This is a genomic window from Lentzea sp. NPDC036955, assembly GCF_055608005.1.
The window spans coordinates 543,711-560,567 of record NZ_JBVJRC010000001.1 but is presented as its reverse complement, the minus strand read 5'-3'; the positions used below and the strand labels follow the sequence as shown (position 1 = coordinate 560,567).

The window sequence follows — 16,857 nt, the reverse complement described above, 5'->3', positions numbered from 1 at the left end:
CAGGAGTTGATCTGAGTGACGCCACGACCGCTGGTCGTGCTGTTCTCGGGAGTGACGTGGGACGGCGTTCGGGGTTCCGAACGCCAGCTCACCGAAGCTCTCACGGCCCACGCGGACGTGCTGTGGGTGGACCCGCCGGTCTCACCCGTGACGCCCCAGCGGTACCGGGGCATCGGCAGCACCCGCCGGTCGTGGCGTCCCTCCGTGCGCGAGGCCCTCCCCGGCGTCACGCGCCTGACCCCGATCGCGCTGCCGGGCCTCACCAGGCCCGGCATCCGCGCGACCACGTGGCCGCTGGTGCGGGCCCAGGTGAAGCAGCGCCTCCCGCGCAGGCCGCACGCCGTCATCGCGTGCTCCTTCGACGACGTGCTCGGCCGCTGGGACGCGCTGAACGTGTTGTACGGCACCGACGACTGGGTCTCCGGTGCCGCGTTGATGAACCAGGACGCGTCCCGGCTGCGCGCGCAGGAGAAGGCGGCACTGGCCCGCACGGACGTGGTGCTCGCGGTGACACCGGAGCTGGCCGCGCGCTGGCGTGAGCTCGGCGCGGACCCCGTGGTCGTGCCGAACGGCTGCGACACGGCGGCCTACCGCGGCATCGAGTCCGTCGTCCCCGCCGGCCTGCCCGACGGGTTCCCGGACGAGGTCGCCGGTGTGGTCGGGCAGCTGACCGACCGGATCGACATCCGGTACCTCGAAGCCGTGGCGGACACCGGGATCGGGCTGCTGCTCGTCGGACCGCGCGACCCGGCGTGGGAGCCGGAGCGGTTCCCCGCCCTCGTCGCCCGCCCGAACGTGCACCACCCCGGCGCGGTCCCGTTCGCCGAGCTGCCGAAGTGGTTGCGGCGCATGGACGTCGGGCTCACCCCGTACGCGGACACGGCGTTCAACCGCGCCTCGTTCCCGTTGAAGACGCTGGAGTACCTCGCTGCCGGGCGCCCTGTCGTCGGCAGCGCACTGCCCGCGACGCTCCGGCTCGCTGCCGAGTCGCCCGACGTGGTGGCGGTGGGGGACCCGGTCGAGCTCGCCCGCGCGGTGCTGACCGCGCTCAGGGCGCCGCAGGACCCCGCGCGCCGGCAGCGCTTCGCCGAGCAGCACTCGTGGCAGGCCCGCGCGGCGGTGGTGGCCGGCGCCATCGGCCTGCGCGTCGCGGAAGGTTCCCGGCAGAGGTGAGCATGCGGGTCGTCGTCTACCCCCACAGCATGGAGCTCGGGGGCTCCCAGCTGAACGCGCTCCAGCTCGCCGCGGCCGTGCGCGACCGCGGGCACGAGGTGGTCGTGGTGTCCGAACCGGGGGAGCTGGTGCCGCTGGTCGCCGCGCACGGCCTGGAGCACGTCGAGATCCCGTTGCGGCGCAAGCGCCCCGACCGCCGGGTGGTCTCGACGATCAACCGGCTGGTGCGCTCGCGCGGCATCGACGTCGTGCACGGCTACGAGTGGCCGCCCGCGTTCGAGGCCCTGTACGGCGCCGGGATCCGCCGCACGGCCGCGCCGATCGCGACCGTGATGTCGATGTCGGTGGTGCCGTTCTTCCCGCGCTCGATCCCGTTGATCGTGGGCACCGAGCAGATCCGCCAGGAGGCCGTGGCCGCCGGGCACCACCGCGTGACGCTGCTGGAACCGCCCGTCGACACCGACGGCGACCACCCGGGGTTCGCCGACGGCGGGTTCCGCGCCCGGCACGGGCTCACCGACGCGCCGCTGGTCGTGGCGGTGTCGCGGCTCGTGCCGGACCTGAAGCTGCCGGGCCTGCTGGCCGCGTGCGACGCCGTGGCGGAGCTCGACGACGCCCAGCTGGCCATCGTCGGCGACGGTCCGGCGCGGTCCGAGATCGCCGAACGCGCGGAGAAGGCCAACGCGCGCGCGGGCCGTCGTGCGGTCGTGTTGACCGGTCAGCTCGCCGACCCCCGGCCCGCGTACGCCGCCGCCGACATCGCGGCCGGCATGGGCGGCTCTGCGCTGCGCGCGCTGTCGTTCGGCAAGCCGTTGGTGGTGCTGGGGCTCGACGGGTTCAGCGAGCTGGTCACCGAGGAGAGCCTGCCGGGGTTCCTGTCGGGCGGCTGGTGGGGTTTCGGCGGGGACGGGGTGCCGTCGCTGACGGCTGCTCTGCGGCGGCTCGTCGAGTCACCGCGGCTGCGCGCCGAGCTGGGGGAGTTCGGGCGCAAGCTCGTGGTCGACCGGTTCAGCCTGCGCCGTGCCGCCGAGCTGCAGGAGCAGGAGTACGAGATCGCCGCGCGCACGGCCGGCACCGACCTGCTGGACGTCGTGCGCTCCACGAGCGGTCTGGCGGCGTACAAGGTGCGCCGCAAGGTCGAACGGTTGCGCGGCCGCGTCGCCGTGGACGACGCCAACGCGGCCGCGACCCGCCGCTGACCGGACCGCGGGCTACCCCCAGGTGAGCGGGTCCAGGTGGAGGTAGAACCGCTGCCGGTCGACATCGAGCGCGATGCCGTAGCCATCGGCGAAGGCGTCGTCGGCGGCGATCGCCCGGTCCTCGTCCTCCCACGTCTCCCTGGCGTTGGCGAGCAGCAGGCCGATGTCGGCGTACCGGTCTGCCCGGCCGAGGCGTCCGAGGTCGATGAAGCCCGCGACGCCGGCCGTGCCGGGGTCGAGGATGATGTTGGGCAGGCACAGGTCACCGTGGCAGACGACGGTGTCGGCGGCTTCCTGCTCAAGGCGGCGGTCGACCTGCACGGCAAGCCTCGCGAGCAGTTCTGCAGGAGCCGCCTGCTGCTGCTCGACCGGCAAGAATTCCGGGTTGACCGCACCCCGCGCGACGACGTCCCGGGCGACGGCGAACATCTGCCCCAGGTCCCGGGTGAACGGGCAGTCGCCTGCGGGCAACGCGTGCAACCCGCGCACGGCCTCCGCGATGGACGGCCACGCCCGCCGAAGCGCGTCGGCCGGCATGCTGTCGGCGGGCACCCCGCGGACAGCGCTGGTCACCAGGCAGGCGGCGTCGGCGTCGGCGACCCATTCGAGCACCACCGGGCCCGGGACACCGCTGCTGCTGAGCCAGTCGACCCGGTCCCGTTCCCGTGCCAGGAGGTCCTGCTGCTCTGCGGGTACGCACTTGGCGTACCGCGAGCCGTCGGCACTGCGCAGGACACGAGCGCCCGAATCCCCACCCGTGACGGGCTCCCACGTGCCGGGAAGCCGCCGGACGAGCAGGGACTCCCACTCGGGAACCGGTGACCTCCCAGCCATGAAGATCATCCTAGCCAGCGCCCTCCACCGGATTACCGCGCGCAACGCGGTCGGGAGCGGTCAGCCGAGGTGTTTGACGAGGTTGCGCAGCGGCCACACGACGGCCAGGTGGACGGCGCCGCCGAGGCCCGCGCCGAGCAGCAGCTGGAGGACCGACGGTTCGGTGAGCCACCGGACGACCAGCACCACCGCGGCCAGCAGCGAGCAGCCGAGCGCCGGCCGTGCGACCGCCGCGAGCAGCACGCGCAGGCGCACGCCGGTGCGGGTCACGGCGAGCGTGTACGCGGGCAGCACCAGGAACACCGCGATCAGCGCGTGCATCGCCGACACCCCGCGGATGCCGTCCCACATCGCCCCCAGCGGCAGCAGCGCGACCAGCACCACGAGCCAGCCCGCCTGCAACCACATCGTGCGGGAGGGCAGGTTCAGCGCGACGAGGTAGTCGTAGGCGAGCTCGGTGACCACCCGCACGATCGCGAGCACCACCAGGAACTGCAACGCGGCGGCCGACCCGGCCCAGTTGTGCCCGTACAGCGTCGTCACCGTCGGCAGCGCCAGCAGGCCCAGCAGCGCGCACACCGGCAACGCGCCGGCCATCAGCAGCGTCGTGAACCTGGCCAGCAGCGCCTCGCGTTCGGCCGGCGAGTCCTGCACGCGGGCGAACGCGGCCAGCGACACCCGGCGGATCACCACCGAGAACATGTTCACCGGCCAGCTCGACAGGTTGAACGCCTGCAGGTACAGGCCCAGCGCCACCGCGCCGAGCAGCGAGCCGGTGATCACGAAGTGCACGTTCAGCATTGCGAACACGAGCAGGCTCGCCCCGGCCAGCGGCAGGCCGAACGTCATCAGCTCACGGGCCTGCCTGCGGTCGAAACCGGGCTTCGGCCACAGCGCGACGAGCCGGAACAACAGGATGGCCGACAGCGCGTTGCCGACGAGCCTGCCCCACGCGAGGCTCCACGCCCCGTGGTCGGCCAGCGCCAGCGCCACGGTCACCCCGGTCGTGAGCACCAGGTTCGACATGTCGACCGCGAGCCGGGCGCCCTGGCGGAACTCGCGGTTGGTGAACTGCGCGGCCGCGGCCGTCGCGCCGTCGATCAGCACCGACAGGCACAGCAGCCGCACCACACCGGTCGCGTCGGGTGCCCCCAGCGCCTCGGAGAACGCGGGCGCGGCGAACCAGCACAGGGCGTAGAGCAGGCCGCTGGACGCGATGGAGATCGTCGTGACGGTCGGCGCGATCTCCCTCGGGTCGCCGGGCCAGCGCACCAGTGCCAGGCTGACGCCGAGCTCGTTGATCGCGAGCAGAGCCCCGAGAGCGACCAGCGCGACCGCGAAGACACCGAAGTCCTCCGGCACGAGAACCCGCGCGAGGAGGATTCCTGTGAGCAGCGTTCCAATTTTGCCGAACACCGTGTTCAGGAAGCTCAAGCCGAGTGCGCGGCGGACCTTTCCGCCTGAAGTGGATTTCGCCAGGTGGTCGGCGTCTTTTGTGGTGGTGATCGGTTCTTCGCCGGTCATGCGTACTCCCCGCGCAACGGGTCATCAATTATTCCTATGGCTCGGGAAATTGGTTGCGGGGGTTTGGCAACCGCCGGGCCATGGGGTAAGAAGTGCCGTGCTGCCGCGAAGTCGCGGTTGGACGGACGTGGGTGACATTGGTCGGTGTCCGCCGTGTACTGCACAATGATCACGCGAAGGAATTCTTCATGAGAACTGCCCGTGATAGGGCCGTGACCTGTGGGAACAATGGTCGGCCGGCACGGTTGTCCGTTGTTGTGGTGATCGCGGCCGCGCTGGCGCTCGCCGGCTGCAAGGCCGGAGCGGGAGCGGAGGAGGGCGACCCCACCGGTGCCGCGCCGACGTCCACCGAGACGTCCTCGCCGGCCCCGGCCAGCTCCAGCAGCGCCGCACCCAGCAGCACCCAGTCGTCGGTCGCGCCGCCGCTGCCGACGACCACGACGCCCAAGCCCCCGTCGACCCCCACACCGCCCGCCGCGGGGGGCTGGCCCGGTCCCGACAACACCGGCTGGGCGCACACCGGCGTCAAGCTCGCCCCGCTGCCCTGCAAGGGCGGCGAGTACCTGATCGACAAGGCCGGCACGGTCATCGACGGCAAGCAGATCCCCTGCTCGGTGCGCGTCACCGCGAACGACGTCAAGATCACCCGCAGCCAGGTCAGGGCGACCGGCCAGTGGGGCGTCTACCTCGTGGACAAGTTCACCCGGCTCACCGTGCAGGACGTCGAGATCATCGGCTCCGACGACTGCGAGTACGGCGTCGGCTACGGGGGCGTCACCTCGGTGCGCATCAACATCAGCGGCTGCTCGGACGGCGTGAAGATGGACACCGGCGCGAGCCTGGTCGACTCGTGGATCCACGACCTGAGCAAGGGTCCCGGCGACCACAACGACGGCATCCAGATCACCGGTGGCTCCAACATCACCATCCGCCACAACCGGATCGAGAACCCGAAGAACCAGACTTCGGCGATCCTCGTCGGCGGTGAGTTCGGCTCGCCGTCGAACATCCTGATCGCGAACAACTTCCTCAACGGCGGCAACTACACGATCTACCTCGACCCCAAGGGCACCAACCGGGTCATCCGCGACAACGTCTTCACGAAGGGCTTCGTCTACGGCCCTGCCCGGCTCGACGGCCAGGTCGAGTGGGTGAACAACACCTACGAGGACGGGTCGGCCGTCAAGAACTGACCGGCTCGCGGCAGCGCTCACGGCGACGTCCCCTCCCGCACAGCGCGGGAAGGGGACGTCGCCGTCTGCGGCAGCGGAGGCACCGGCGCCGAGGCCATCGTCGCGGCCGCGGCCTTCTGCATCCGCAGCAGCGCGCCGGCGCACCCGAGCAGCACGAACATCAGCCCGCTCGCGATCTTGAACGCGAACGTGTCGTACGTGGCGCTGGAGACGCCGAGCATCGCGATGCAGGCGAGCAGCGACTGGCACAGGTCCCGCACGTGCGGGTCGGTGCTCAGCCGCCGGGCCGCCGCTGCCGCGTAGATGCCGGCGATGAACAGGAACAGGAACGCGAGCATGCCGACGAGGCCGTTCTCCACCAGCGAGCCGAGGTACTGGTTGTCGATCGGCCCGTACCTGGTGGGCAGGTAGGTGCCGAACCCGCGGCCCAGCCACAGGTTCTGCTCGATCGTGGCCTCGGTGCTCGCGTAGTCGTCGGTGCGGCCCTGGATGCTCGGGTCGTTGGAGATGTTGCGGAACAGGCTCAGCAGCGTGCCGACCAGGCCGGGCACGAACGCGCGCAGCACCGTCAGGAAGCCCAGTGCGGCGAGGATCGTGTGCAGCTGCTGCTTGGCGGGCCACGTCGGCAGCAGGATGATGCCCGCCACCAGCAGGCCCAGGATCGCCGAGCGGGACAGCGACACGACCGCGCCCATCGCGAGCATCAGCACGCAGAACCACCAGCGGCGGCTGGGTTGCCTGCGCTTCTTCGTGCGGAACGCGTAGTGCGCGGCCAGCGGCACGGCGAGACCGCACACGACGCCGAACTCGATGGGGTGGCCCGCCGTGCCGCCGGGGCGGCGGAACGCGGCACGGGCCAGCACGGCCTCACCGGTGCCGACCGAGCGCAGGCCCGGCACCATCGCCATGTACTTGGTGAGGTCGAAGCCGGTGAAGAACTGCATCATGCCGATGACCGCCATGATCGTGCAGGCGATCACCACGAACTTCAGCACCCTGTCGAGGCGGTCCAGGGTGCGGACGCCGTCGATGATCAGCAGACCGGCCGCCATCAGCGAGACGATCGTGACGAAGCTCAGGTCGGCCGACTTCAGCTCGTCGTAGGGCATGTGCCGCAGGGTCACGTACCCGTAGGTCGCGATCTGCGACGAGGCGAAGAGGAAGATCGCGGTGCGGACACCGCTGCGCCCCTTCGCCATGCCGAGGTTGTCGACCATCTGCGCGCACAGCCAGCACATGCCGAGGCCGAAGCCCAGCAGCATCGACGGCCGGATGTCGAGCGGGATGCCGGCGAGCACCAGCCGGGACGGCACGAGCACCAGCACGGCGATGTAGACCACCGAGAGGGTGGCGCCGTCGGTGCGGGTGAGCGTGCGGGGGTGGACGGGTGTTCTCGGCATCGGCTCAGCCCGGCCGGGCGATGCGCACCGTCGGGTTCGCCTCGTTGGAGAGCTTGTGGTGCTGGGGCGCGGCCGGGGTGGCGCGCCGCTCGCCCTCGTCGGACGGCCACTTCGGGTCGTCCGGCTTTCTGGGCTCCGGTTTGCGCGCCTCGGGCTTCTTGCGGCGCAGCATGAAGCTCTCGATCATGTACGCCGACGTGAGGCTCGCCGCGAGGCCCAGCGCGAGTGCCGCGCCCGCCGCCCGCAGCTTGCCGCCGACGAGCAGTGTCGCCTCGGTCGGCGCGACGACGGTCTCGACGTTGATGAACGTCGACTCCGGCGCGCCGAGCTTGCGCTGCCGCTCGACGAGCTCCTGGCTCAGCCGCTTGAACGCCCCGTCCACGGTGGCGCGCGCGGCCTCCGGGGTCGGCGCCTTGCAGACGACCTGGACGAAGGGACCGCGCAGACCGCCGTCGCCCGCCTCGCACTCGATGTCCGGGTTGTTCCGGGTCAGCTGCGCGTAGACCGCCGGGTCGAGCAGCACCTGGGTCAGCAGCTGCGCCGTGGTCGTGAGGCTCGCGTCGAACGCCAGCAACGGGTTGATGATCCCGGAGGGCTTCGACGGGTCGAGCGTGGCGCCGGCCTTCGGCACCGTCAGCAGGTCCGTGCCGGTCGACTCGTACTCCGGTGGCACCGATGCGAACACGACCCCCGCACCACCGAGGGACAGCAACAGCACGGGCAGAGCGACGTACCACCGGCGGAGGAGGACCTTGATGGTCTTCCAGAAATCCATGCTCACCTCAAGTCGCGGGGCAGTCGCCTGTACGAAACGGTAATCGCGTCGCCCCGGCTCCCCGTTACCCGCCGCTATGGTGTGCCCCATGCGCCTCGGATTCGCCTGCGCGTGGGACCCCCGTCCGGAAGGGACGTGGTCGCACACCCCCTGGAACCTCAGAAACGCGTTGCGCCAGCGTATCGAGGTCGTCGACGTCGGGTTGACCTACCCCGGGGCGGTGCGCGCCGCCTTCAAGGCCGTCAACGCCCGGCGCGTCGACGGCCGCTGGGTGTCGATGTGGAAGCACTCCGCTCTCGCACGCCGTTACGGGGAGCGGAGCCTCGACCGGAGCTTGCGCGCCAACCCCTGCGACGTGGTGCTGCAGATCCAGGACCTCGCACCGGTCAGCGCGCCGTTCCTCATCCTCCAGGACCTGAGCTACGACGTGCTTTTCGACCACATGGACGAGAACGGGCGACTTGTCCACTTCCCGTCGCTGGCACGCGGTGACCTGGAACGGCTTCGCGACCGCCAGCGCGGGATGTACGAGCGCGCCGCCGGGGTCGTGGCGATGAGCCGGTGGTTCGCCGACCACCTGGTGAACGTCTCGGGTGTGCCACGTGAACGGGTGCACGTCGTGAACCCCGGCGCGTCGGCCGCGTGGACCGGTCAGGAGGTGCCCGCGGAGGTGCGGCAGCGCCGGGTCGACGGACCACGGCGGCGGCTTCTCCTGGTCGGCAAGGACTTCTTCACCAAGAACGGCCCGCAGGTGCTCGGCGCCGTCGCCCGGCTGCGGGCCGAGGTCGACCCCGGGATCACGCTCACGGTCGTCGGCCCCGCCCAGTGGCCGCTGCCGGGGGAGGTCCCGCCGGGTGTGACGTTCCTCGGGCGCCAGCCGATCGACGCGATGGCGGGCATCTACGACGACCACGACGTGTTCGTCATGCCGTCGCGCTTCGAGGGCTTCGGCATCGCGCTCGTCGAGGCGCTGGCCCGCGGCCTGCCGTGCGTGGCCCGCAAGGCCTTCGCCATGCCCGAGATCGTGGAGGACGGCCGTAACGGCGCCCTCGTCGCAACCGATGACCCAGCAGAGCTGGCTGGCGCTGTCGCACGCCTGCTCGCGGATGACACCGTGTTCACTCGAACGGCCGCCGAGGCGGCTGCCGTTCGCGAGCACTACTCGTGGGAACGCGCAGCTGACGAGGTTGTCGCGGTCGCGCGGCAGGTGGTCCGCACCTAGGTTCCCGCAGCGGAGGAGAGACGCTCGATGTACCTGGCCTCCGCGCGCACCAAGCCGGTCGAGGCGGCCGGCGGCACCGGCGTCGCCGGGAAGGTGCCCGGCACGGTCGTCGCACTGGGCGCTGTGAGCCTCCTCACCGACGTGTCCGCGGAGATGGTCACCGCGTTCATGCCGGTTTACGTGCTCTACGTCCTGCAGCTCGGGTATGTCCAGTTCGGACTGCTCGACGGTTTGTACAGCGGTGCCACCGTCCTTCTCCGGTTGGTCGGCGGCCACCTGGGTGACCGGCTGGGCAAGTACCGGGCGGTGGCGCTGGCGGGGTACGGGATCTCGGCACTGTCCAAACTGCTCTTCCCGTTCGCCGGCGCCTCGACCGCCGCGATCGGTGCCGTCGTGGCCACGGACCGCGCGGGCAAGGGCCTGCGCACCGCGCCGCGCGACGCGCTGATCTCCCTGGCCACCCCGGCGCCCGTGCTGGGCAGGGCGTTCGGCCTGCACCGGGCGATGGACACGTTCGGCGCGATGCTCGGCCCGCTGGTGACGTTCCTCATCATGATCCAGCTCGGCGCCGACCCGAGCCTGGTCTTCGGCGTGAGCTTCTGCTTCGCGCTGGTCGGCGTGATCGTGCTGGTGACGTTCGTGCCCGGCCCGCCGCGCACCGCCGTCGCCGCGCCCCGGCCGGAGATCCGCTGGCGTGATGGCCTGCACCTGTTGCGCGACAAGAGGTTCCGCGGCGCGTCGGTCGCGGCCACCGTGCTCGGGTTCGCCACGATCAGCGACGCGTTCGTCTTCGTCGTGCTGCAGAAGACCGCCGGGGTGCCGACGAGCCTGCTGCCGTTGCTGCCGCTGGGCACCGCGCTGGTGTTCCTGCTGGCCGCGCTGCCGCTGGGGCGCGTGGCCGACCGGTTCGGCCGCTGGCGGATGTTCGCCGTCGGCCACGTCGCGTTGCTGGGCGTGTACGCGCTGCTCGTCCTCGGCGGTCGCGGAATTGCGGTGGTGTGCCTGGTCCTGCTGCTGCACGGCCTCTTCTACGCCGCTACCGACGGTGTGCTGATGGCGCACGGAGCGGAGCTGGTGCCCGAGTCGATCAGGGCGAGCGGGCTCGCGATCCTGCAGACCGGCCAGGCCGTCGCCCGGCTGCTCTCGTCCGTCCTCTTCGGAGTGTTGTTGACCTTCCTCGACATGCGCTGGGCCGTGCTCGTGGCCGCCGTCGCGCTCCTCGCCGCACTCGGGACCGCGCTGGTCCTCACCGGCCGCGGCCGCACCGGCGCCGACGCGGAGGTGGCGGCGTGACCGCGCTCGCCCGGCACCGCGTCGCCATCGGCATCGCCGCCATCGTGCTGGTGCTGCTCGGCGGCGGCGGGTTCGTCGCCTGGACCGTGGCCAAGCGCGACGACGCGCGGGCGAGCGCCGCGCCGCCGGTGCAGGGCGGACTGCTGTTCGTCGACCTGGAGAGCTACGACGGCCAGGTCGACCAGGTCGCGCTCGCCGACCCCGGCGGCAAGCGCACCCCGACCGCGCTGCGGTGCCAGCGGGTCTACGTGGCCGCGGGGACGACGGTCTGCCTGCGGCTCGCGGGCATCGGGCCGTCCTACGAGGCCGCCGTCCTGGACGCGGACGGCGAGGTGCTCCGCACGGTCGCGCTGCCGGGCACGCCGAGCCGGGCGCGGGTCTCCCAGTCGGGCAAGGTGGTCTCCTGGACGACGTTCGTCACCGGCGACTCCTACTCCGTGCCGGGCGGCTTCTCCACCAGGACCGGTGTGCTGGACCTGGCCTCCGGCACGCTCGTCGAGTCGCTGGAGACCTTCCGGTCCACCGTCGGCGGCCAGGTCATGACCGCCGCGGACATCAACTTCTGGGGCGTCACGGTCGCCCAGGACGACCGCACGTTCTACGCGACGATGGCCACGGCCGGCCGCACGTGGCTGATGAAGGGCGACCTGGTCGCGCGGACGATGGCCGACGTCCGGCAGACCGCCGAGTGCCCGTCGCTGTCACCGGACGGCACGAAGGTCGCCTACAAGAAGCGGACCTCGCGCACCGGCCCGTGGCGGCTCGCGGTGGCCGACCTGCGCACGAACGCCGAGACCGTCATCGAGGGCACGACCGGCATCGACGACCAGGCCACGTGGCTGGACGGCGACACCCTGGCCTACGCCGCGACGAACGGTGACGAGAAGCGCTCGTCGATCTACGAGGTGCGCGCCGACGGTTCCACCGCGCCGAAGGTGCTGATCACCGCCGCCGCGTCCCCGGTGCCCGTGCGGTAGCCCCTGGCGCCCTCGGCGGTGAGGTTCACCGTCAGGAGCGGAACCAGGCCCGCTTCACCGGCCGGCCGTGCGCGAGGGCGTCGCGCAGCGAGACGCCCTTCAGGCCGCGCTCGGCCAGGCCGGCGCACACCAGCCGGGCGAGCTCGCCGCGGTCGAACGTCGGAGCGGGCCCGTCGTCGACGCCGTCCTCCGGTCCCGCGTAGCCGTCGTGCATCAGCACGACCGCTCCACTGTGGACCTCCCGCAGCGTCCGCTCGGCGATCGTGGCGGCCGGGTCGTCCTCCCAGTCGAACGCCGCCACGTCCCACACCACGGAGTCCATGCCGGTGGCGCGGATCGCCGCGTACGTCGCCGGCCGCTGCGCGCCGTACGGGGGGCGGAACCAGCGCACCTCGGTGCCGAGGACGTCCTCCAGGAAGTGCTTGCCGTCGGCCGTGCGGGCGCGCACCTCCTTGGGTGCCAGTGTGGTGAGGCGCACGTGGTCGACGCCGTGCAGCGCGATCTCGTGGCCCGCGGCCTTCACCTCGGCGAGCAGTCCCGGGTGCTTGCGCACCCGGCCCGTCAACACGAAGAACGTTGCCGTGCAACCGGAGTTCGCCAAGGATTCCAGCACCCGTTCGGTCGCGCCCGGCTGCGGCCCGTCGTCATAGGTGAGCACGACGTGCAGTTGCGGCGAAGAGACCTGTCGCACTGAGCCGATCGGAGCAGTGAGCGGCAGGACGAGGCGCCGGGCGAGGCGACGGATCATGCCGTCACTGTAACGACTCCAGACGGGCTCTCGATCCAGTTGACATGACGAGTGGCTCCGACCTGGTGAGTCTGTCGATCTTGATGGTGTCCTACAACGCCGCCGACCACCTCGAAGCCACGTTGCGTTCGCTGCAGGGGTCTGCGGCGCCGTCGGACCCGTTCGAGGTCCTGGTGACGGACAACGGTTCCGCGGACGGCGCGGCCGAGGTGGCCGAGCGGTTGCTGGGCACCGGCGCGGTCGAGCGCATGCACCGCAACACCGGCTTCGGCTTCGCGGTCAACCGCACGGCGAAACGCGCCAGGGGCGACTACTTCCTGTTGCTGAACCCGGACGCGCACCCGAGGCCGGGCGCGATCGACGCAGCGCTGGCGGTGCTGCGGGCACGGCCGCGCACAGGTATCGTCGGTGGGCGCTGCGTCACACCCGACGGGGAGCTCGACCCGCGCAGCTGCTTCGGCCGCATCACCGCCTGGAGCCTCACGAGCGGCATGCTCGGCCTGTCCAGCGCCTTCCGCGGCTCCGCGTTCTTCGACCCCGAGTCGCTGGGCGGCTGGCAGCGCGACGACCAGCGCCCGGTCGACGTCATCAGCGGCGGGTTCCTGCTGATCTCCCGCGAGACCTGGGAACGGCTCGGCGGGTTCGACGAGACCTACCGGATCTACGGCGAGGACCAGGACCTCTGCCTGCGCGCCGCCGCACTCGGCTTCTCGCCGTGCATCGCACCGGCCGCGGAGTTTGAGCACGCCGTCGGCGCCTCCTCCGCGCACCGGGTGAACCGCGACGTGCTGGTGCTCACCGGCCGGGCGACGGTCGTGCAGCGCCACGTGACGGCGCGGCGGTACGGGCTCTTCGCGCTGCGGGCGGGCGTGGCGTTGCGCGCCGTGGCCGAACGGGTGCTGCGCAGGGGCCCGCGCTGGAGCGAGGTGTGGCGCCGCCGCGCGGAATGGGCCGGCGGCTGGGGCGCCCGCACCGACGTGGCGGGGTCCGCGTGACGCGGCCGGTCGCCGGTGTGGTCATCCCGGCGCACAACGAGGAACGCGGCATCGCGCGGTCCCTGTCCTTGCTGGGCGGGGAGTTCGACGTCGTCGTCGTGGCCAACGCGTGCACCGACGCCACCGCCGGCGTGGCCCGCGCGGCGGGCGTGAAGGTCGTGGAGACCCCGGTGGCGGGCAAGGTGCACGCGCTCGCCCTGGGTGACGAGGTGTGCGCCACGTTCCCGCGGGTGTACCTGGACGCGGACGTCGACCTGACCGCCGAGTCGTTGCGCGCCATGGTGTCCGAGCTCACCTCCGACGACACGGCCCTCGCGTGCGCGCCGGTGCCCGAGCTCGACCTCACCGGCTGCTCCCGCGTCGCCGCGGGTTTCCACCGCACCATCGCGCGGCTGCTCGCCCAGCGCCGCGGGCTGTCCGGCACCGGCGCCTACATGGTCACCGAACGCGGTCACGCCCGGATCTTCCCGATGCCCGACGTCGTCAACGACGACGGGTACGTGCAGCGCAGGTTCTCCTTGGCGGAGAAGAAGATCGTCCCGTCGGCGCGCGCGGTCGTGCGCCCGGCCAGGACGGTGGGGGCGCTGGTGCGCCGCCGGGCCAGGGTGCGGCTGGGCAACCGGCAGCTGGACGCGCTCGGTCACACCGGCCACGAGCCGCCGCTCGCCCTGGGGCAGCTGCGCGGCCTGGTCCGGTCGCGCGAGGTCGCACGACTCGACGCGCTGTGCTTCCTGTCGGTGCTCGCCGTGGAGAAGGTGCTCGCCTGCTGGCGCCACCTGACCGGTGTGACCGGCGAATGGTCCACCGACCGCACCACGAGGTAACGCACACCCGTTGGTGGAACGACTACCTGAGCGTTGGCCCGGTCCCCCGGTGAGAGGTCTTAGCTGTGAGCGCACCGCACGTGTTGATCATCGTGCAGAACCTGCCCGTGCCGTTGGATCGGCGGGTGTGGCTCGAATGCCGTGCGCTGACAGCGGCCGGTTACGAGGTTTCGGTCATCTGCCCCAAGGGACCGGGTGACCCCGCCTACCAGCTCCTCGACGGGGTGCACCTCCACAAGTACGCCCCGCCACCGCAGGCGGAGGGTGCTCTCGGCTACGCCTGGGAGTTCCTCTACTGCTGGGTGCGCACCGCGGTGCTGAGCGTGAAGGTGCGCATGCGCCGCCGGTTCGACGTGATGCAGGCGTGCAACCCGCCGGACACGTACTGGGCGCTCGCGCTGCTGTGGCGGCTAGGCGGCGTGAAGTTCGTCTTCGACCACCACGACCTCAACCCCGAGGTCTTCCTGTCCCGCTTCGGCGAGCCGGCCGGGTTCGCAGGCAAGCTGCAGTACCGGGTCCTGAAGTGGCTGGAGCGGCGCACGTTCCGCACGGCCGACCGGGTGACCTCGACCAACACCTCGTACCAGAAGATCGCGTGGACCCGCGGTGACGTGCCGCCCGAGCGCACGACGGTGGTGCGTTCGGGCCCGGACACGACGGTCATGCGGCCGGTCGAGGGCGTGGACGAGCTGCGCCGCGGCGGCAAGCACCTGGTCGCCTACCTGGGCATCATGGGCCCGCAGGACGGTGTCGACGGCGTGCTGGAGGTGGCCCGCAGGGTCGTGTTCGACCACGGCCGCAGCGACGTCCGGTTCGCCCTGCTCGGCTTCGGCGACTGCCTGGAGGACCTGCGGAAGCAGTCCGCGGCCTGGGGTCTCGACCTGTACGTCGAGTTCACCGGCCGGGTCGGTCCCGAGCAGATCACCCGCTACCTGTCCACGGCCGCCGTGGGACTGGGGCCGGACCCGTTGTCGCCGCTGAACGACGTGTCCACCATGAACAAGACCATGGAGTACATGGCCTACGCGCTGCCGGTGCTGTCCTACCGGCTGACCGAGACCGTGGTGTCGGCGGGCGACTGCGCCGTCTACGTCGAGCCGGGTGACGTGGAGGCGTTCACGTCGGCGCTGCTCGACCTGCTCGACGACGCGGAGCGCCGCGGCCGGCTCGGCTTCGAGGGCCGCCGCCGCTGCGAGGCCGAGCTCGACTGGCGCCCGCAGGCTGAGGCGTACGTCTCGGTCTTCGACGGACTCACCGGATTCGTGTCGCGCGGGCCCTTCCCGGACGGTAGACCTGACCTGGCCGCCGGTACCGACCAGTGGGGCAACAAGATGATCGACGTGAGCGACGACGCCGTTCTCCGCGCGTTCGCCGTGAACCGAACGGGAGAATGATGTTCGTCAGAAGGATCGCTGTCGTCGGCACCGGCTACGTCGGCCTGACCACCGGTGCGTGTCTCGCGTCACTGGGGCACCGCGTGGTGTGCGCGGACGTCGACGAGGCCAAGGTCGAACGGCTCTCGCGCGGCGAGGTCGACATCCTCGAACCCGGTCTCGCGGACCTGGTGAGCGGCGGCCTGGCCTCTGGCCGGCTCTCGTTCGTCGTCGGCGCGTCGGCCGCAGTGGCCGACGCCGAGGTCGTGTTCCTCTGCGTGCCGACGCCGATGGGCGTGGGCGGCATCGCGGACCTGCAGGCCGTCGAGTCCGTTGTGGACGAGACCCGCGACCTGCTGCCGTCGGGCTGCGTGATCGTGAACAAGTCGACGGTGCCGGTGGGCACCGCGGTCCGCACGGCCGAGCTGCTGCGCCGCGACGACGTGGCCGTCGTGTCGAACCCGGAGTTCCTGCGCGAGGGCTCCGCCGTGCACGACTTCCTGAACCCGGACCGCATCGTCGTCGGCTGCGACCAGCAGGACGCGGCCGAGCGCGTGGCCGCCCTGTACGCCCGCCTGGGTGCGCCGACCGTGCTGACCGACGCGGCCTCCGCCGAGCTGGTCAAGTACGCGGCGAACTGCTTCCTCGCGATGAAGCTCTCGTACGTCAACGCGGTCGCGGAGCTGTGCGAACGGCTCGGCGCGAACATCACCGACGTGACCGAGGGCATGGGCTACGACAAGCGCATCGGCCAGTCGTTCCTCTCGCCCGGTCCCGGCTGGGGCGGCTCCTGCCTGCCCAAGGACACGCACGCGATGCTCCAGGCCGCGGACGCCGCCGACTTCGAGTTCCGGCTGCTGCGCGCCACGATCGACACCAACGAGCGTCAGCGCACCCGGATGGTCGAGAAGGTCCGCCTGGCGGTCACCGGCAAGCGCGGCGGCTCCCTCTCGCACGTCCGCCTCGGTCTGCTCGGACTCACGTTCAAGGCGGGCACCGACGACCTGCGCGACTCGCCTGCCCTGGCCGTGGCGGCGCTGCTCAAGCAGGCCGGTGCCGAGCTCGTGGGCTACGACCCGGCACTGAGCGGCGGCACCGACCTCGGTGCGGTGTCCGTTGTGGACGACGCCTACCAGGCGGCGAAGGACGTCGACGCGCTCGTGGTGCTCACCGAGTGGCCGGACTTCCGCTCGCTCGACTGGGCCCGCCTCGCCGAGACGGTCCGCCAGCCGGTGGTCGTCGACACCCGCAACATCCTCGACCCGGACGTCATCCGCAGGGCGGGCTTCACCTGCACGTCCCTCGGCCGCCGCTGAGGTCCGCCCTG

At 71.7% G+C, this 16,857-nt stretch carries 15 protein-coding genes; 10 read left to right on the top strand and 5 right to left on the bottom strand.

Features of this window, described 5'->3' with window-relative positions:
- Positions 1–15: 15 nt before the first annotated feature.
- Both ACZ7CF_RS02730 and ACZ7CF_RS02725 read left to right on the top strand, forming a co-directional pair.
- A complete protein-coding gene (locus ACZ7CF_RS02730; protein WP_470368634.1) occupies positions 16–1,173 on the top strand; it encodes a glycosyltransferase in 1,158 nt (385 codons plus the stop codon).
- A gap of 2 nt (positions 1,174–1,175) precedes the next feature.
- A complete protein-coding gene (locus ACZ7CF_RS02725; RefSeq protein WP_458434445.1) occupies positions 1,176–2,372 on the top strand; it encodes a glycosyltransferase family 4 protein in 1,197 nt (398 codons plus the stop codon).
- A gap of 12 nt (positions 2,373–2,384) precedes the next feature.
- Here the strand turns inward: ACZ7CF_RS02725 and ACZ7CF_RS02720 are convergent, their stop codons facing one another.
- Positions 2,385–3,206 (bottom strand): APH(3'') family aminoglycoside O-phosphotransferase, encoded by an 822-nt coding sequence (locus tag ACZ7CF_RS02720; protein ID WP_470368633.1) that lies wholly within the window; start codon positions 3,204–3,206, stop codon positions 2,385–2,387.
- Between the two features lie 60 nt (positions 3,207–3,266).
- The gene (locus tag ACZ7CF_RS02715) at positions 3,267–4,730 is read right to left on the bottom strand and encodes an oligosaccharide flippase family protein (RefSeq protein WP_470368632.1); all 1,464 of its coding nucleotides are present in this window, start codon (positions 4,728–4,730) and stop codon (positions 3,267–3,269) included.
- A gap of 245 nt (positions 4,731–4,975) precedes the next feature.
- Between ACZ7CF_RS02715 and ACZ7CF_RS02710 the strand changes: the two genes are divergently transcribed.
- The gene (locus ACZ7CF_RS02710) at positions 4,976–5,923 is read left to right on the top strand and encodes a right-handed parallel beta-helix repeat-containing protein (protein WP_360386834.1); all 948 of its coding nucleotides are present in this window, start codon (positions 4,976–4,978) and stop codon (positions 5,921–5,923) included.
- Positions 5,924–5,940: 17 nt separating this feature from the next.
- Here the strand turns inward: ACZ7CF_RS02710 and ACZ7CF_RS02705 are convergent, their stop codons facing one another.
- Positions 5,941–7,323 (bottom strand): O-antigen ligase family protein, encoded by a 1,383-nt coding sequence (locus tag ACZ7CF_RS02705; RefSeq protein WP_360386837.1) that lies wholly within the window; start codon positions 7,321–7,323, stop codon positions 5,941–5,943.
- 4 nt (positions 7,324–7,327) lie between these two features.
- On the bottom strand, positions 7,328–8,098 hold the full coding sequence (locus ACZ7CF_RS02700) for a GumC domain-containing protein (protein WP_360386839.1): 771 nt from the start codon (positions 8,096–8,098) through the stop codon (positions 7,328–7,330).
- 88 nt (positions 8,099–8,186) lie between these two features.
- On the opposite strand from ACZ7CF_RS02700, the gene ACZ7CF_RS02695 reads away from it, so the two are divergent.
- The 3 genes from ACZ7CF_RS02695 to ACZ7CF_RS02685 are packed head-to-tail and all read left to right on the top strand — an operon-like array spanning position 8,187 to position 11,590.
- Positions 8,187–9,320 carry a glycosyltransferase family 4 protein gene (locus tag ACZ7CF_RS02695; protein ID WP_360386842.1) on the top strand — a complete coding sequence of 378 codons (1,134 nt, stop codon included), beginning with the start codon at positions 8,187–8,189 and terminating at the stop codon, positions 9,318–9,320.
- 27 nt (positions 9,321–9,347) lie between these two features.
- Positions 9,348–10,613 carry an MFS transporter gene (locus ACZ7CF_RS02690; protein WP_470368631.1) on the top strand — a complete coding sequence of 422 codons (1,266 nt, stop codon included), beginning with the start codon at positions 9,348–9,350 and terminating at the stop codon, positions 10,611–10,613.
- Positions 10,610–11,590 carry a TolB family protein gene (locus ACZ7CF_RS02685; RefSeq protein WP_360386847.1) on the top strand — a complete coding sequence of 327 codons (981 nt, stop codon included), beginning with the start codon at positions 10,610–10,612 and terminating at the stop codon, positions 11,588–11,590. The genes ACZ7CF_RS02690 and ACZ7CF_RS02685 overlap by 4 nt, the downstream gene beginning before the upstream one ends.
- Positions 11,591–11,621: 31 nt before the next feature.
- Here ACZ7CF_RS02685 and ACZ7CF_RS02680 read toward each other — a convergent pair whose 3' ends face one another.
- Positions 11,622–12,338 carry a polysaccharide deacetylase family protein gene (locus ACZ7CF_RS02680; protein WP_470368630.1) on the bottom strand — a complete coding sequence of 239 codons (717 nt, stop codon included), beginning with the start codon at positions 12,336–12,338 and terminating at the stop codon, positions 11,622–11,624.
- 44 nt (positions 12,339–12,382) lie between these two features.
- On the opposite strand from ACZ7CF_RS02680, the gene ACZ7CF_RS02675 reads away from it, so the two are divergent.
- From ACZ7CF_RS02675 to ACZ7CF_RS02660, 4 genes are all read left to right on the top strand, one after another.
- Positions 12,383–13,333, top strand: a complete 951-nt coding sequence (locus ACZ7CF_RS02675) for a glycosyltransferase family 2 protein (RefSeq protein ID WP_360386852.1) — start codon at positions 12,383–12,385, stop codon at positions 13,331–13,333.
- The gene (locus ACZ7CF_RS02670) at positions 13,330–14,157 is read left to right on the top strand and encodes a glycosyltransferase (RefSeq protein ID WP_470368629.1); all 828 of its coding nucleotides are present in this window, start codon (positions 13,330–13,332) and stop codon (positions 14,155–14,157) included. The genes ACZ7CF_RS02675 and ACZ7CF_RS02670 overlap by 4 nt, the downstream gene beginning before the upstream one ends.
- A 65-nt stretch (positions 14,158–14,222) precedes the next feature.
- Positions 14,223–15,551: a glycosyltransferase family 4 protein gene (locus ACZ7CF_RS02665; RefSeq protein WP_470368628.1), complete on the top strand. Its 1,329-nt coding sequence runs from the start codon at positions 14,223–14,225 to the stop codon at positions 15,549–15,551.
- The gene (locus ACZ7CF_RS02660; protein ID WP_360386859.1) at positions 15,551–16,846 is read left to right on the top strand and encodes a UDP-glucose dehydrogenase family protein; all 1,296 of its coding nucleotides are present in this window, start codon (positions 15,551–15,553) and stop codon (positions 16,844–16,846) included. Before ACZ7CF_RS02665 ends, ACZ7CF_RS02660 begins: the two co-directional genes overlap by 1 nt.
- Positions 16,847–16,857: the final 11 nt, after the last annotated feature.

What these genes read in the sequence shown, in the direction of transcription:
- ACZ7CF_RS02725 (WP_458434445.1), top strand. Translation starts at nt 1,176, where the DNA reads ATGCGGGTCGTCGTCTACCCCCACAGCATGGAGCTCGGGGGCTCCCAG.
- ACZ7CF_RS02660 (WP_360386859.1), top strand. Translation starts at nt 15,551, where the DNA reads ATGTTCGTCAGAAGGATCGCTGTCGTCGGCACCGGCTACGTCGGCCTG.
- ACZ7CF_RS02695 (WP_360386842.1), top strand. Translation starts at nt 8,187, where the DNA reads ATGCGCCTCGGATTCGCCTGCGCGTGGGACCCCCGTCCGGAAGGGACG.
- ACZ7CF_RS02700 (WP_360386839.1), bottom strand. Translation starts at nt 8,098, where the DNA reads ATGGATTTCTGGAAGACCATCAAGGTCCTCCTCCGCCGGTGGTACGTC.
- ACZ7CF_RS02675 (WP_360386852.1), top strand. Translation starts at nt 12,383, where the DNA reads ATGACGAGTGGCTCCGACCTGGTGAGTCTGTCGATCTTGATGGTGTCC.
- ACZ7CF_RS02690 (WP_470368631.1), top strand. Translation starts at nt 9,348, where the DNA reads ATGTACCTGGCCTCCGCGCGCACCAAGCCGGTCGAGGCGGCCGGCGGC.
- ACZ7CF_RS02680 (WP_470368630.1), bottom strand. Translation starts at nt 12,338, where the DNA reads ATGATCCGTCGCCTCGCCCGGCGCCTCGTCCTGCCGCTCACTGCTCCG.
- ACZ7CF_RS02705 (WP_360386837.1), bottom strand. Translation starts at nt 7,323, where the DNA reads ATGCCGAGAACACCCGTCCACCCCCGCACGCTCACCCGCACCGACGGC.
- ACZ7CF_RS02720 (WP_470368633.1), bottom strand. Translation starts at nt 3,206, where the DNA reads ATGGCTGGGAGGTCACCGGTTCCCGAGTGGGAGTCCCTGCTCGTCCGG.
- ACZ7CF_RS02715 (WP_470368632.1), bottom strand. Translation starts at nt 4,730, where the DNA reads ATGACCGGCGAAGAACCGATCACCACCACAAAAGACGCCGACCACCTG.